The organism is Stenotrophomonas sp. STEN020 (genome assembly GCF_056760195.1).
Genome location: NZ_JBRREI010000043.1, coordinates 1 through 14,968 on the forward strand (window position 1 = coordinate 1; position 14,968 = coordinate 14,968).

General features: G+C 65.8%; 18 protein-coding genes. All 18 read right to left on the reverse strand.

All coding sequences use genetic code 11. The annotated features are described in order from the left end of the window. Nucleotides 1-209 precede the first annotated feature (209 nt). The 18 genes from ACVOLZ_RS16235 to ACVOLZ_RS16320 all read right to left on the reverse strand — a co-directional run bounded on the left by ACVOLZ_RS16235 (nt 210) and on the right by ACVOLZ_RS16320 (nt 14,967). Nucleotides 210-860: a hypothetical protein gene (locus ACVOLZ_RS16235; protein ID WP_023095509.1), complete on the reverse strand. Its 651-nt coding sequence runs from the start codon at nt 858-860 to the stop codon at nt 210-212. 76 nt (nt 861-936) lie between these two features. Further along, a complete protein-coding gene (locus ACVOLZ_RS16240; RefSeq protein ID WP_023095510.1) occupies nt 937-1,197 on the reverse strand; it encodes a hypothetical protein in 261 nt (86 codons plus the stop codon). Between the two features lie 16 nt (nt 1,198-1,213). After that, a complete protein-coding gene (locus ACVOLZ_RS16245) occupies nt 1,214-1,621 on the reverse strand; it encodes a hypothetical protein (protein WP_023095511.1) in 408 nt (135 codons plus the stop codon). A 103-nt stretch (nt 1,622-1,724) separates the two neighbouring features. Next, nucleotides 1,725-2,066 (reverse strand): hypothetical protein, encoded by a 342-nt coding sequence (locus ACVOLZ_RS16250; RefSeq protein WP_023095512.1) that lies wholly within the window; start codon nt 2,064-2,066, stop codon nt 1,725-1,727. Between the two features lie 94 nt (nt 2,067-2,160). Continuing rightward, on the reverse strand, nt 2,161-2,850 hold the full coding sequence (locus ACVOLZ_RS16255; RefSeq protein ID WP_023095513.1) for a DUF3275 family protein: 690 nt from the start codon (nt 2,848-2,850) through the stop codon (nt 2,161-2,163). A 95-nt stretch (nt 2,851-2,945) separates the two neighbouring features. Further along, nucleotides 2,946-3,773 (reverse strand): DUF932 domain-containing protein, encoded by an 828-nt coding sequence (locus tag ACVOLZ_RS16260; RefSeq protein ID WP_023095514.1) that lies wholly within the window; start codon nt 3,771-3,773, stop codon nt 2,946-2,948. 148 nt (nt 3,774-3,921) lie between these two features. After that, a complete protein-coding gene (locus ACVOLZ_RS16265; RefSeq protein WP_023095515.1) occupies nt 3,922-4,836 on the reverse strand; it encodes a DUF3577 domain-containing protein in 915 nt (304 codons plus the stop codon). Between the two features lie 339 nt (nt 4,837-5,175). Beyond that, complete coding sequence (locus ACVOLZ_RS16270; RefSeq protein WP_023095516.1) at nt 5,176-5,454, reverse strand: hypothetical protein; 279 nt, start codon at nt 5,452-5,454, stop codon at nt 5,176-5,178. Nucleotides 5,455-5,546: 92 nt separating this feature from the next. After that, complete coding sequence (locus ACVOLZ_RS16275) at nt 5,547-6,284, reverse strand: DUF5983 family protein (protein WP_023095517.1); 738 nt, start codon at nt 6,282-6,284, stop codon at nt 5,547-5,549. A gap of 210 nt (nt 6,285-6,494) precedes the next feature. After that, nucleotides 6,495-6,887 carry a hypothetical protein gene (locus tag ACVOLZ_RS16280; RefSeq protein WP_023095518.1) on the reverse strand — a complete coding sequence of 131 codons (393 nt, stop codon included), beginning with the start codon at nt 6,885-6,887 and terminating at the stop codon, nt 6,495-6,497. Between the two features lie 21 nt (nt 6,888-6,908). Next, nucleotides 6,909-7,121, reverse strand: coding sequence for a hypothetical protein (locus ACVOLZ_RS16285; protein ID WP_023095519.1), 213 nt, complete (start codon nt 7,119-7,121; stop codon nt 6,909-6,911). Between the two features lie 329 nt (nt 7,122-7,450). Continuing rightward, on the reverse strand, nt 7,451-8,008 hold the full coding sequence (locus ACVOLZ_RS16290; RefSeq protein ID WP_023095520.1) for a hypothetical protein: 558 nt from the start codon (nt 8,006-8,008) through the stop codon (nt 7,451-7,453). Next, entirely contained in the window at nt 7,992-8,600 is a 609-nt protein-coding gene (locus ACVOLZ_RS16295) for a DNA cytosine methyltransferase (protein WP_023095521.1), read from the reverse strand. Before ACVOLZ_RS16295 ends, ACVOLZ_RS16290 begins: the two co-directional genes overlap by 17 nt. A 531-nt stretch (nt 8,601-9,131) precedes the next feature. Continuing rightward, the gene (locus ACVOLZ_RS16300) at nt 9,132-11,153 is read right to left on the reverse strand and encodes a DNA topoisomerase III (RefSeq protein ID WP_023095522.1); all 2,022 of its coding nucleotides are present in this window, start codon (nt 11,151-11,153) and stop codon (nt 9,132-9,134) included. Nucleotides 11,154-11,426: 273 nt separating this feature from the next. After that, on the reverse strand, nt 11,427-11,879 hold the full coding sequence (locus tag ACVOLZ_RS16305; RefSeq protein WP_023095523.1) for a single-stranded DNA-binding protein: 453 nt from the start codon (nt 11,877-11,879) through the stop codon (nt 11,427-11,429). 73 nt (nt 11,880-11,952) lie between these two features. Further along, nucleotides 11,953-12,480 carry a DUF3158 family protein gene (locus ACVOLZ_RS16310; RefSeq protein WP_023095524.1) on the reverse strand — a complete coding sequence of 176 codons (528 nt, stop codon included), beginning with the start codon at nt 12,478-12,480 and terminating at the stop codon, nt 11,953-11,955. Next, a complete protein-coding gene (locus ACVOLZ_RS16315) occupies nt 12,477-13,259 on the reverse strand; it encodes a PFL_4669 family integrating conjugative element protein (protein WP_023095525.1) in 783 nt (260 codons plus the stop codon). Before ACVOLZ_RS16315 ends, ACVOLZ_RS16310 begins: the two co-directional genes overlap by 4 nt. A 445-nt stretch (nt 13,260-13,704) precedes the next feature. Then, the gene (locus ACVOLZ_RS16320; protein ID WP_023095526.1) at nt 13,705-14,967 is read right to left on the reverse strand and encodes an STY4528 family pathogenicity island replication protein; all 1,263 of its coding nucleotides are present in this window, start codon (nt 14,965-14,967) and stop codon (nt 13,705-13,707) included. Nucleotide 14,968: the final 1 nt, after the last annotated feature.

Genomic DNA, 14,968 nt, shown 5'->3' on the forward strand with positions numbered 1-14,968 from the left:
GGCCCGGTCCCCCCCCCCCCCCCCCCTTCCCCCCCCCCCCCAAAACCCCCCCCCCCCCCGCCCCCCCCCCCCCCTCCCACGCCGGGCTCGGGGCGGCCCCGGGGCCCAACCCCCACCGCCCCCCCCCCCACCCCCCGCCCCCCCCGCTCGCGGCGGGGCCCGCGGCAGCCCCCCCCCCCCCCCGGCTGCGGGGCCCCCCCCCGGGTGGGTCAAGCCGCTACCGCTTCCGGCGTCCAAATCTTGGCCGGATAGGGATAGGCGGTGAGCACGTCACTGCGGATCAGAGAGCCCAGCGCCAGGGTCAGCGCCGGCACATCGATGGCGAGCCGATGGCCTTCCAGCGGCCCGAGGGCGAACGGAAGGCGGGCCAGCATCTCGCGGGTCTGTAGCAGTTCCAGCACGGGTTCGCGCCAGTGGTCGAGTAGCGGAAGTGGGCAGGTGTCCCGTACCAGCATCCACAGGCGGTCAAGCCGGTGGGCGCTGCCCTTGGGCAGCAATGCCAGTGCGCTGGCGTTGGCCTTGTCGGGCTTGACGCAGCGGCGGTCGAACAGCCACACGTTGGACAGCGAACCGAACAGCGTTCGCCGGTAGGCGCGGGTCATGCGCTTTTCCAGGCGATCGACGTTGCTGACGAACACCGGGACGCTGCCGCCCTGGTCGGTGATGACGTGGAACTGGTCCAGGCCCTGTTCGTCGCGCCCGAGGGTCAGACGAGCGAGGAACTGCTGGACGGCGGTGTCGCGCGCCCAGATCGACAGAAAGATCAGATTGCCCTGGTCATCGCCGACGCAAGCGTCGGCCATCACGTCGGAGCATTCGTCGATGCGATACAGCGTGGTGGAAGAAGTGTTTGCGGGCATGGTGGTGTCCTCGGATGAACGGGAACAGCACCGCCCGCTGGGGCAAGTACTGCCCCAGGGGGTGGAAGAAAGCCGCTCAGTCCGGCTCGAACTGCCGGGTGTGCGGGTTGAAGTGCAGCGCCTCATCTACCGAAGTGATTGGCGTGAAGCCCTCCAGGTAGATGTTGTTGAGGTACTGGTCGCGGTAGGTCAGTGCCTGCCGTGCCTGTTCCTCGGTGAGACCGTTGCTGATGAAGTACTCCAGCATTTCCTCGTCGGACGAAACTTCGTCGTTGGACAAACTCCCTTCAACGAGCTTCAACAGCGAGGGCGGAAGCGCAGCCAGGATCGAGTCCATGTCGGTTCCTCCTGGCTCAGGCCATCAGCGCTGCGGTGGGTGCCGCAGGTGCCGTGGGTGTGCGCCGCCGCGCGTGGTAGGCGCGAACGCCTGCACGCCAGTCGGCGGACTGCTCCGGTGCGAGATCCAGATAGGACAGCGGGCACGAGTAGTAGTACGGGTGCATGGACTCGTCCAGCGGCTTGTAGCCCCACTGGCCGCCGCTGCGTTCGAGCAGATCGCAACGGATGTAGCGCAGGGATTGGCCCGGCGCCAGATGACGATGCACGCCTTCGACCTTGGCCGTCACTTCCGTGACGGACCAGAGGACGTTGCCGCGCAGCGCGTGGGCGATGACCTTGACGCTGGCGCGCTCGGTCTCTTGCGGTGCGATCAGTTCCGCGATCAGTTCAGACCGCGATTGGGGGGAGAAATACCAGCCCATGAGAGGCCTCCTGAAAAATGGAGCCGGAGGCCTCCCCGTGGGGGAGAACCCCCAGCGGGTGATGGAATACCGCGTGTGCGGCGAAGGAACCTATGCTTTGCCCTCAGTCCCAGTCGTCATCGTCGCGATCACAACCGGCCGGGCAGTAGCCGAACTCGATCCCATGCGAGCAGTGACCATGCTCCGCATTCCAGTCCTGGGTTTCCTGCCGTTCGGCAGGCGTTGCGTAGTCCCATTCCCGGGCTGCGATCTCCAGCGCTTGAGTGCGCTGGTCCTGCGGCAATCGACTGGCTTGCGTGTCGATCTCAGAACTGAAAAGCGTGACCCAGTGATCCCAGGACAGGCCGCAACCACGCTGGGCGTGCTCGGCGGCCGTCTTGCAGACCGCGCGCCACGCGGGTTCGTCCAGCGTGGAATGAGGTGCATCGCAAGCGATGGTGGACATGATGAAAACCTCCAGAAGAAAGCCGGAGCCTCCCCCGCATGGGGAAGTAACCCCGGCGGGTGGATGAAGAACACCGCGGATGCGGCGTCTGCGATCACGCAGGTTGCAGTTCGGCCTGGCGGCTCCACTCCTGCGTCTTGAAGTCCAGCGCGTAACCCAGTTCACCCAGGCGGGCGATCTGCGCGCGCAAGGTGCGGCGGTCGATGGTCGAATCCAGTTTCACGGACTCGCCCAGCGGCCAGAGCAGGCCGAACAGTCCGGCGTCGCCGTCTTCGGTGCCGCCGGGGGCAGCAGCCGCAGCGGGCGTCGGTGCATCCACGCCGAAGGGCGTGGTATCGACGAGAGGGTCCGCAGACACCTGCTCGGGGGCGGGCTTGGCGGGCCTGGACACCTTGGCGGGCTTGGCCGGCGTTGCCGCAGGCTGCGTCCCTTGCTCTTCATCGAGGGGATCGACATCCTGGGTGGCGAAACTGCGTGCTTCGTCACGGCTCAGTTTGTCGATGCCGTTGAGCGTCATTCCGTCGAGGCTGGCGCGGATTTCGAACCGCATGCCGCCACCGACCGGATAGGACCTCGGAAAGATGTAGCGGATGATGAACTCCCCGTCGTACTTGCCTTCGGGATATTGCTCCAGCTCGGGGTCCTTGACCTCGAACACACCGAGGTGCGTGGCGAGGCGACCCACCGTGAACGGGCCGTTTTTGCCGCGGATGGTGCGCAGCGTGAGCTGGCCCGGAACGACGATGGGCGATACCGATCTCTCGGGCGCCGATGTGGTTGCCATGATGGTTCTCCTGATGATGAATGACGGGCCGCCGACGGCACCCGGTGGATGAGAGGGAATGGGCCTCGCCCGAGATGGGCGAGGTCCGCTTGGCATCACGCCTTGAGTTGGCGCATACCTTCGGCCAGGAGCCACAGCGCCCGGTTCAGGCGCAGGTTCTGGTCGATGCCTTGCACCGGACGGGTGCGTTGATGGCGGCCGTTGGCCGAGCGTCCACTCAGCCCCCCTTTGACGAGGTTCTCCTGGACGCGGTTGAAGACGGCCCACAGGTCGCCCTTGCGGTCGTCCCACCGTCGCGGGGTCAGAAGCTGGCTTTCCGTGACAGGCGTGGACTTGGCCGGGTCGTCATACTTGAGTGCGAGGGCGGAATGCGCAAATATTTCCGCTTCGCCTTCATCGAGGGTGATGGTGCGCATCGCGTCGCGCGAGTTCTGCACGCGCTCGAAGCCTTCGAGGACTTCGTAAGCACCTTCGATCACCTGGCTTGCCACGTCGCCCTTGTGGGGCACGCGGATGTCGGCGGTGGTGTCACCGCAGACCAGGCCGTTGTGGCAGACGAACCGGAACATGCCTGCCAGCATCTGGTAGCTGCTCGTGCCGTCGTGGCTGTTGAGCAGGATGATCTCGTTCGCCTCGTCGCCGTTGATCTGGCTGGCATGGCGAAGTCGGATGAGGTGCTTGGTGTATTCGCGCCGGTCTTCGTTGCGCACGCGGGTCTGGCACACCATGAAGGGCTCGAACCCCTCCTGGCGCAGCTTGGTCAGCACGGTCGCGGTCGGTATGTAGGCATACCGTTCGGACCGGCTCCCATGCGGAGCGTCGGCAAAGATCGATGGAGCAACGGAACGGATGCGGTCATCCGAGAGTGGGCGATCGGAACGCAGGATCGGGGACTGCGGGGCAAAACGGGATGCCAGAGACATGGTTGTTCTCCTTGGAGAAATGCGACAACCGCGCGGCCCTGAAACCACGCGGAACTCGGGGGATGAAGAACGCAGACGCGCTGGGCGCCAAGGGGCGCAGCGGTTGCGGGGATGAGAACGGCAAGGCCCCGTGAGGGGCCATGCCGGTTCAGAACGAAGCAGCCAATGCCGGCTCCTCCTCGACTTCGCCTGCGGGCTCGCGCTCGGCGGGCTCGACAGGCTGGTCGGCAGCGGTGTCGGCGGCAACCTCGGCTTCGGGCGCGGGTGTGTCCTCGGCTTGCGGCGCCTCGGCTTGCGCCTGGCTCGTCGGATAGACCTGGGTGCCGTCGATCTTGATGAGACCGATGTGGACCAGCGTCGATTCCAGGCTCGCTCCCGGTTCCCCGGCGCGCTCGCCCTTGGTGCGGATGTACGGATCGATCTTCATGTCGTTCAGACGGAAGGCGATTAGCACCTTGCGGTCCCCTTCGATGGCCTGCACGCACCGGCGAACCAGGTGCTCGGCTTCAGGGGTGGCGACGATGGTGTCGAAGTACCGATATTCCGGTTCACCGACAGGCCCGGCCAGTGCCGCGACGCAGCACGACAGGAACGGATCGCCATCCTTGGGGGAGACGTCCTTCGGACGGCTGAGGTAGCCGATGCCGCGGGTGATCAGCTCGTGCTGCTTGATCGAAGCCAGTTCGGCCCGGTCAAGCGGCTCGGCCTTCAGCAGTCGTGCTTTCAGAGACGCGGCGGCCTGGCCCTTGTGCTCACCCTTGTCGCGGATGTACGCATCGCCCCAGAGGTCGCCGAGGCGGAAGCGCACCAGGGGCCGCTGCTTGGGATCGTCAACGCCGATGTAGCGCTCGACCAGTTTCTTGGCCTCGGCACCCGAGACCTTGACGTCGAAGTAGCGGTAGCTGGGGTCCTTGGCGGAACCGACCAGTGCGGCGATGGTGCATGCCAGGAAGGGCTGCGCACGGCGGCCGCCCCGGACGGGAACCTCGCGGGCACGCTGGATGTACCCGATGCCCGAGGTGTGGAGGTCGAAATACGATTTCTCGTTGGACGTGGTGCTCATGGTGGATCTCCATTGGGATGAAGCGGAGACACACCGGCCCCACGCATGCGGGGAAAGGTGCGTAACCCCGCGGTGGGTTGATAAGGCGAAAGCATCCGCCACCAGGACTGGTGGCCGCTCGCGGATGGATGCGGTGCGAGCTGGCTCGGTCACGCAGTGGGAACTGCGCGGCAACCTCGAAGACCGATGGTTGCCTGGCATGTCGCTGACAACGTCAGCAGGCATGGGGGCAGCATGTCCGGGCCTCGCGCGCGCGACAGCAAACAATGCGCATTCGGTCGCTCCCGTCTTTCCAGCACGCCGTGGAAAGAAAAAGCCCCTCGAAAGGGGCTGGTCGGGTCAGGCTTCGTACACGAAGTAGTGCTCGCGCGGACGCGGGAAGAAGACGTGCTTCCACGTGTCGCCGCTGGTGTTGCCGCCGTCGAACACGACCATTTCGTAGTCGTCAATGTCGGTGTCCATCAGGTCGGCGCTGGCGATATGGCGCATGTGCAGCGTGCCGTGCGTGCGCTGGAATACCAGAATCTGGCCGATGGCGTCGTCCTGGCCCATGGCGTTGACGCAGGCTCCAAGCTGGTGCTCGAAGTCGGGTGCGCGTGAGATGAGGTCGGGGAACATGAGGTTGCTCCTATGAAAATGGACCAGCCCGGCTCCTTGGGAGACGGGCTGGCATGGGGGACAAAGAGGAAGATTGGCGCGTCGTGCGGCTGCTAGGACTCAGCCAGCGGCAGGCCCAGCAGCGCAGGTGCGTCGGCGTCGAGGATCAGGATGCGCACATCGGCCTGGCCAGCCAGGTCAAGGATGTTCGCCAGGTCGTCCGGCATGCCCTTGTTCCGATGCTCCTGTCGAAGCTGCTCCGCGGTGATGCCTTCGGCGTGCTCCAGGTTCTGGTCCGTCCAGGGCGTGGAAATCAGCTTGACGCCGATCGCCGGGCTGTACGGCACCCGGAAGGCGATGAACAGCATGGCCTCCGGCGTGGCGAGGTCCGCCAGGTTGGCGAGGTAGTGCCAGGTATCGACCGTGATGTGCTCACGGCTGATCTCCCAGCATCGGCTGTAATAGCCGGTCTCGAAACTCAGGCGCTGCATCACTTCCCGCGCGGCCTCGGCCGAATAGGCGTCACCGACGTGGACTGGGCGGCCGTCGAAGTCCTCGCCATGGATGGCATAGACCACGGCACCGATCACACCTTCGCCGCTGACGCCTTCACCGGCATCGCATTCGGCCAGTACCTCGGCGCTCACGGCTTCGCGGCCATTGCTGACCACGGCGAAATCGCTGGCGACGATGCAGGACGATGAAACCAGTTCCTCGTCGGAGAGGTGTTGCTGGCTCGCGTGGATGTTGCGCCAGACATGCGGGCTTCCGTCCTCGTAGCTGATGCACAGCGTGCGGATGATTTTCAGATTCCAGTAGCCGCGAAGAAAGGGATTAGGTTTCTGAGACATGGGAACTCTCCAGATTGAATAATGGAGCCAATTCCCGCCACCGGGAACTGGACCCGGTGGGTTGAAAGTGGAAGATGCGTCAGACAACGCTGACCACGGCGGCGTCAGCACTGCGCTGGACGACGGGAAATAAATTGAGGGACATGGCCTCGTGGGCGCATGTCCCTCATGGGGAGTGAACGAAGACGCGGTGGTGTGCCGGAGACCGGCTCACCAACCGTTGTAGTTCACCAGCAGGTCGGCGATGACCCTGCGGCGTTGCAGGTCGAGACCGTCGAAATCCGACAGCCCGTGGAAGTGGCAGCGCTTGAGCATGGCACCGCCCTCGCGCGCGTTGTAGAAGCTGACCATGGCGGACAGGAACATGCGTTCTCCGCTGCTCAGGACGCCGAGGGCGTCGTTGAGCCGCAGCATGTTGGGCCGCAGATCCCACTTGCTCTTGGCCTGGTTCAGACCTTCACGGGTGCCGTCGCCGAACCACTCGGGGCCAGCGATCTCGACACCGCGCTTCCAGGCCTCGAAAAAGGCTTGGGGCGCGGCAGCGAAATGCTGCTCTTCCCGCATGATCTGATCGACGACTTCCCGAGGCAGTAGCTGGTTCATGACGTGATTCCTCCAGTTGGATCAAGGAACGGCGAGCTGGGACCAGCCGCCTCTTTCGAGGGCACGTTGAGCCGCGGCGTAGCTGCGGAAGTACTCGCGGGATTCCCGCGAAACGGGGCCTTCGGTATCGCGCGTGCCGATGTAGTGACCGGCGGCGCTTTGCAGGACTTCGAGCGGCAGGAACTTGCCGCAGTAGGTCGAGGCCAATTGGCCGAAAGAGGCTTGTTGGGACATGGACGGGCTCCTTGGAAAAGCGGGGCCTCGTCCCTCACGGGATGGCAGCTCCCGCACGCGGTTGATAAAAAGCATCGACGTCACGGGGACGCGCGTCCGCAGACCTGATGCGATGCGGACTGGTGGGCAACGCGGGAGAGACCCGCGGCAGCCTGGAACCCTGGCTGCTGGCATGTGCTGACGAATCAGCGAACATGCGGGCAGCTTCGTGCGCGGCCCGCGCCGCGTCAGTTAGAAAACGGCATCCGGGCCAGCCCCGATTGATGCGCGCAGAAAAAAGAAGCCCCGCATCGAGTGCGGGGCTGTCAGGAAGGTGCGTCGGTCCTGGGTCAGTCGGGCGTGTCGCCCAGGATATGCTTCTTCCACAGGTCAATTGCCTGCTCGGGCGGAAGCTCGGCAAGGATGATGATGGGCTGGGTCTGCCGAGCGCGCAGCGAAGCGAAGTACGCCTTGCGGTCCGCGATGGCCTTGAGCTTGATGCCCTTGATGAACAGAAGTTTGCCGTCCTTGATGAACAGCACCCTGTTGCCGATGTCGCGCTTGAACGCGGCTCGCAACTTGCGTTCCCCGTGCATGGCTTCGGCCAGTTCATCGACCAGGAAGTCGAGCGTCATGTCGATGTAGTGAGGGTCTTCGCCCTCCTGGCCGAGGTCGAGCGGAGCAGGCGGCAGACCCTTGGCGAAGGCTTCGGCCTGAGCCAGAAGCGCCTTCTTGCCATCGAGCGCACGCAGGAATGTCGAACCGCCGTTCCCGCCGTTGTGGGCCTCGGCAATGGGAGTGCCGTCGAACACGACAATGGCGGTGAAGCACAGCGTTTCGTCGCTGGCGAAGTCGGACACTCTGAGGTCTTTCAGCGTGATGCGGTCTTGCTTAGTGATGTTTTCCATGGGAAGTCCTGAAATCAACCGGGTGGCGACATGCCCCTGGCGGGACGTGGCGGCCATCCCGTGGGTTGGAGAAAAGAGGCATCGATGCCCCGGTGGGCAGCGTTCGCCGGTGAGATGCCGGGGCGAACTGGCGGGTGGCGCGGGTCGAACCCGCGGCAGCCTTGACACCCTGGCTGCGGGCTGTTGCCGATACATCGGCAATGCAGGAGGGAGAATGGCGCGGCCCGCAGGCTGCGTCGCCGATCAATCCGAAGCGGTCGAGCCCGTCTTGTTCAGGTACTGCACCAGGCGCTGGCCCAGCCATGTCATGCACGGACTGGCACGGCATGCCGCCGACCAGGACGTCGGGCGCCGGCACGGTGCCGGCGCGCACCTGGCGGGCGATCGCGGTCATGCCGCCCAGGTTGGGCACGCGGGGGTAACGGTGGGCGAGCACGGCGCTCGTGAACGGCTCGATTTCGGCGAACCACGCGGCTTCGAGGCCGAGGGGTTGCCAGGCGAGGCTCACGGCCTCGATGCCGCTGCACACGCTGCCGTACAGCAGTGGCGCGGCCTGGGGCGCACCGCGTGAGGTGCGAGGTTGCGGGTTCATAGTCGGGTCTCCTGTTCGTGTGGCCCTGGACCGTGTGGCCGGGCCGGGACGTTGATTGGCAGGAGAAAGGCGCCGAAGGCCCTGCGGCCTTCGGCTCGGGAGGACAGAACCACCCGTGGGCTGATTGGCAGGCCCGGTCGTCGCTAGAACCGTCTGCTGTCAGCAATCACACCCGGCGCATATCGTGGTTGGCGCCGGCATCTTCTGGCGCACATCCGCGCACAAAAGGAGCCCAGTTTTTCGCCGTTGGGCACGGCGTCGAATACCGCTGACCACGAAGGGTCTCCGGGTGGCTCGCGCTACTTGGCAAGCCATCGGGGGACCCTTCGCAGAGGCGGAAGAAATGCAGATCAGCAGAACGCGCGGGTGGCGGTTCGCGGAGAAGCTACCTTCAGGCCCCGCAGCCGGGAACGGCTGGGCGGGACGCGCACACGGACAAGAGAAGGCGTTGCGCGCTGGGCGTCCCGCAGGGCGTGCGGGACACGGGCCACGCCGCCGATGGCGGGCACGGCTCTCGGGGAACGGGGTTGGTCAGGAGCCTTTGCGGCCGCTGCTGTTCCTGCTTGGGGGGCGCGAGGCACCACGCTTGGACGCACCGGATTCGACCGGCAGCGTGCCTTTGCAGTCGGGGTAGCGACTGCACGACCAGAACGGGCCGGTCTTGCCGGTGCGCTGGCGCGTGGGTGCGCCGCACTGCGGGCAAGCGGGCCCGGAGGGAATCTTGATGGACAGCGAAGTACTGCCGTACTGCGCGATCAGCTGCGAAATCCAGGCGGCTTGCTTGCCGATGAACACGTCCAGAGTGAGCTGTCCAGCTTCGATCATGTCGAGCGCCTGCTCCCACACGGCGGTAGTTCCGGGGTCAGCAATCGCCGCAGGCACGGCGTCGATCAGTGTGAACGCCGTATCCGAAGCACGGATGGAACGGCCCTTCTTCACGAGATAGCCCCGCGTCAGCAGGCCGGTGATGATGTTTGCGCGCGTGGCTTCGGTGCCGATGCCCGTCGTGTCCTTCAACTTCTGTTTCAGGCGCGGGTCGGTCACGAAGCGCGCCACGCCTTTCATCGACTTGACCAGTTCGCCCTGCGTGTAGGGCTTGGGCGGCATCGTCTTGAGCGCCTTGATCTCGGCTTCGGCCACCTGGCACGCCATGCCCTCGCGCAGCGCAGGGAGCACCTGGCTGCGCGCCGTGGCTTCTCCATCCTCGTCCGCTTGCGGCTCGGCCAGCACCAGACGCCAGCCTCTGACGACCACCTGCTTTCCGGTGGCCGCCAGCTTCTGCTGGCCGCAGGAAAGCTCGGCAACGGTGCGGTCGAACTCGTGGTGAGGGAGGAACTGCGCGAGGTAATGCGCGCGGATCAGCCGGTACACCGCCAGTTCCTTCTCGCTCATCGCAGAGAGGTTCGCGGGTTCGAGCGTCGGGATGATGCCGTGGTGCGCCGTGACCTTGCCGTCGTTCCAGGCGCGTGAGCGCTGGGAGCGGTCGAGCTGGCCCATGATGGGATGCAGCGAGGGGTCGGTCTTGAGCAGGCTGTCCAGGACAGTCGGCACTTCCGCGAACATGCTTTCGGGCAGGTAGCCCGAATCGGAGCGTGGATACGTCGTGGCCTTGTGCGTCTCGTACAGGGCCTGGGCGATCTCCAGGGTCTCCTGCACGTCCAGCCCAAGCTGCTTGGAACAAACCTCCTGAAGCGTTCCCAGGTCGAACAGCAGCGGCGGACCTTCGCGCACGCGCTCGGTCTCGACCAATACGACCTGGGCGCTGCCTGCAGCGCGGATCTGCTGCGCGGCCTGCTGGGCGATAGGCTGCTGCAGGCAGCGGCCGGCGTCGTCGGTGCAGCCATCGGGCGGAACCCACTGCGCGCTGAAAGTCTGTCCACCTGCGGAAAGGGACGCGTCGATGGCCCAGAACGGCACCGACTGGAAGGCCGCGATCTCGCGGTCGCGGTCCACGACGAGCTTCAAGGTCGGCGTCTGGACGCGACCGACGGACAGCACGCCGTCGTAGCCGGCCTGGCGCCCGAGCACCGTGAACAACCGGCTGAGGTTCATGCCCACGAGCCAGTCGGCGCGTGAGCGCGCCAGTGCCGAGTAGTACATCGGCAGCGTGTCGGATGAGGGCCGCAGCTTGCCGAGCGCGGTGCGGATCGACGCATCGTTGAGCGCCGACAGCCATAACCGCTCGATGGGGCCGCAGTAGCCGCACAGGTCGATGATCTCGCGGGCGATCAGCTCGCCCTCGCGGTCGGCATCGGTGGCGATGACCAGATGGGTCGCCTTGGCCAGAAGCGCCTTGACGACCTTGAACTGCGTGGCGGTCTTCGGTTTGACATCGACCCGCCACTGCTGGGGAACGATGGGCAACTGCTCCAGCGACCAGCGTTTGAGCGCCGCGTCATAGACCTCGGGAGCTGCCGCTTCTACGAGATGGCCGATGCACCAGGTGACGGTGACGCCGGAGCCGCTGAGACAGCCTTCACCGCGCTGTGTCGCGCCGAGAATTCGGCCAATGTCTTTGCCCTGGGAGGGCTTCTCGCACAAGAACAGCCGCATGTCCGTCCATCCGAATTCCGTGGTTCATTGAGTTGCTGGAATCGAGGATGCCGAGCACCACCAGGGGCAGCAGCAAACAAGCCGCACACGGCGGCGACCACTTTCACGGGATGGAATGGCGGGGACGGGAGTGGCGTGCGGCCGGGAGGGTGCGGTTCGGGAGCCGCGGTTTTCGGGAGCGCGTGGAAGCCGGTGGACGTTGATGGAGCTATCCCCTGGGGATAGCTCGCGAGGGCGTGGGGCGACGGACGACTGCCGCCGCCCCATGCCGGGTCACTTCCTGCGCTTCGGCTCCTTCGGCGCGGCCGGTTCCTGGGCGGCCTGGGGATTCGGCTGCGTGTCCTGCGTGGTCTCCTGCTGCCTGGGGCTGAGGGTCACGGACTCGATGCGGAACGGCAGGATGCCGACACTGCGCGCGTTGATCTGCCAGGTCTCGCGCGGCTGATCCTCGTTGTCCGTCCAGGGTTCGCGCTCCATGCGGCCGACGACCAGCACGCGCATGCCCTTCTGGTAGAGGTCCTTCCAGTGCGCGGCGTCGCGGTGCCAGATTTCCACCGGCGCCCAGAAGCCGCCGCGATCCTCGAAGCTGCCATCCTTCTTGGGAATGGGGTTGTCGAAATAGACGTTCAGGCGCAGAAGGCGGCTGGGCTCGTCGTTGCCGTTGGGGAACTCCCGGTACTCGGGGGGCGAACCGATGTTGCCCTCGCCAGAAAAGTGCGTGCTCATGTTGCAATCTCCGTGGTGGTTGAAAAACCCGCACCTGGTTGGCGGCGGGCGCGTGCTGGGGTGCGTGGCGCGATCACCGATCACGCATGGCGGATGGCATGGACTTGAGCCGGCGCAGGTAGGCGTCTTCCGCCTCGGCGGCCTTGCTGGCGCACTCCTGCGCCTGCCGGCCCAAGGTGTGCAACAAGCTGATCTGCATGTTCAGCGTGATGCGCTGAAGCTCGATGGCGTGCAGGTCGACCAGCAGGTTGACCGGCGTGCTGGTACTCGCCATCAGCTCCTGCCACAAGGCGACGCCCATGGCCGAGCGGTCGTGCTTGCGCCAGCGCAAAAACACCGTGCCTGCGCCAGTGGTCTGCTGGGCCAACTCGATGGGCAGCAGGTGGAAGGGATGCCCGACCGCCTGTGGCAGCACCTGTCGCTGCGCCAAGCCAATCAACTCGTCGCGCATGGCGAAGCACTGGCTGGCCCAGACCTCCAAGTCCCCTTTACCTTTAAAGGGCTTCAAAAGGCCTTTTAGAGAGCCTGCGTGTTCCAGCCGCATGAAGGCGGTCTGTTGCAGCGGGCGGAAGTAGCGGGTGTCGCGGTTCGGGTCGCTCATGCCTGCGCGTCCTCGTCCGCGGTAGTCTCGGGTGCCTCGGTGGTGGTGGCCTCGTCGCTGGGCAATGCGGCTGCGGCAGGACCGTCACCGCGCTGCTGCAGGCCACGGCGCACGATCGGCGGCGCGAACTTCGAGCGGCGCGTGCCTTCCAGCACGTCCTGCGGCAACTCGCCGAATTTCTCCAGCGCCGCCCGTGCTGCGGCATTCTTGGCGGCGAAGTCGTCGCGGGTGCAGCCCGAGTAGCGGTACTGCTGCGCCAGGCTGAAAAGACTGCGCAGTGCATGGGCGCCTTCGTTGAGCCAGCGTTCGAGCGTCGAGCGATCGATCAGCGCGGTGTGGTGCGCGAGGATCAGCTTGCGGGCGATGTCGTCGTAGTCGGCCAGCAGATACACCGCGGCAAAGCCCAACTGCGCATTGACGAACAGCGGCAGCTTGACGGGCTGCACGTTGAGGTTCTCGCCCAGGGTGAGTGCCGGCGGCACGCTCGCCAGGGCCTGGTCCACCTGCTCGCGCAGCGATTGCAGCGTGGCCTTCGTCTGGTCGAGCTTGTCCTCGATGCGCAGCATCCAGAAGTCGCTGTACGGGTCGTCCTGCTCCGAGCCGCGCCGCATCTTGTTCATCTGGGCGATGTAGCCGTTCAGGCCGACGATGCCCGGTCGCCCCTCGGCGGCGGCGCGGCCGTGCCAAATGCGCGAGGCGTGGTGCGTGTGCAGCGTCAGCGACATCGCGCTGCGCAGGGAGCCGAGATTCAGTTGCAGGGGTTCGTTGGTGGTTGCCATGGTGTCCGCTCGTTGTTGGAAAAGAGCGGACAGCTTCGGCAGGTGGCGGAAGGCAGTCAGTCAACAAACCGAAACCCGCCAGTCCCCGGTTCACGCGGCGGGCGCATGCGGCGCGAGCTATCCCCAGGGGATAGCGCCATGGAGCGCCAAGGAACGCTGCACACCTGGATCAGCGTGGACAGGGCCGATCCCACGGCGGGCGATCGAGGCCTGGCGTGCAGCGGTTCGACGTCGTAGCTGTCAGTGGAACTATCCCCAGGGGATAGTTCCATGGAGCGCCAAGGAACGCTGCGCGCCCGGATCAAGCGCGGACAGGGCCGATCCCGCCGCAGGCGATCGGGGCCTGGCGTGCTGCGGTTCGACGTGTAGCCGTCAGTGGAACTATCCCCTGGGGATAGCTCTACGGGAAGCCACTGGCATCCACTTCACCGCCTTGCAGGCCCGCTCACTTGCTGGCGAGCAGGTTGCGCAGCCGCTCGATGTGCTGCCTGGCGACTTCTGGCGGCACCGGCTTGCCCTGCGGCTGGGATGGTGGCGGTGCTGGTGGTGGCCGCTCATTCGGCGGAGCGTGTGCCGATGGCGCGTCTTTCTTGGCCCAGGCGTTGAACTCGCCATGGATGGCCCGCTGGATGATGCCGAACAGATACCCCGCAGGATTGCGGATGCCGTGGCTGCTGCATCGTGCGGCCCATTCGTCCAGCACGGCCTGCCTCAGCGCGGCATCGACCTGCTGCAATGCCACCCGCGCACCTGTTTGCTGCTCTGCCTTCAGTTCCGCGAAGCGTTTGGGCCATTGCAGGTCGCCCAGCGCGCGCGCCTGCGCCTGTGCCTGCGCGGTAGTACGTACTTCATTGATACGACTACTACGTACTGTACGGGCCTGCTTCGGATTCCGAAGAGAGGCGTCTGGCGCGGGTTTCGACCCTGCTTCGGATTCCGAAGTGGGGTCATCGGAATTCCGAAGAAGGCTCGTCGGCCCTTCTTCGGATTCGTGTGCGGCATCCTCCTGTGGATAACTTTCGTGCGCCCCGACGCCCTGGCTGGCGAGGCGCTCGGCCAGGACTTGCAGCCTCGACGGCAGGGTGCGCCCGGCCAGCATCGGGTCTTCGCCGATTTCCTTGAGGGTGTGCAGGCCCACGATCTGCACGGCTTTGGCCGAATGGCCGAGCGCCTGGCTGACGAGCTGCAGGTAGTCCGGGTCGAGCTGCATCGCTTCAAAGGGGGTCAGCGGCTCGTCGTGCAGGACATAGAGATTGCCGAGAATGCGGCCGGTCTTGGCGTCGCGCCGTCGCCGCACCAGGCTCAGCCATCGGGTCAGCCGCAGCAGCGTCAGGGCTCGCGCCACGGTTTCGTGCGAGGCCTGCCCGGCGCAGGGCATCGAGGCCAGCCAGGGCCGCAACTGCTCATAGGTGGGGAATGCGGTCACGCCGTCGTCGTTGAGCATCAGCCGGAACACCTGCCAGGCGTTGCGCTCCAGCGGCGTCAGGCGGCGGTCGAGGAACAGCCGCCGCGGTACAGTCTCATGCCGGTTGCCGCTGAAGAGGAACGCATCGCCGGACGCAGCCGGTGTCGCAGGTGACGGCGCAGATATAGGCATGCGCGTGGGCGTGGGCGGGCTGGGCCTGGGCGCAAGGTCTTTCAGCGCCGCGTCGAACAGGTCAGCGAGTGCGACGGGGCCATGGCGTGGTGCGGTGTCGTCCACGGCCATG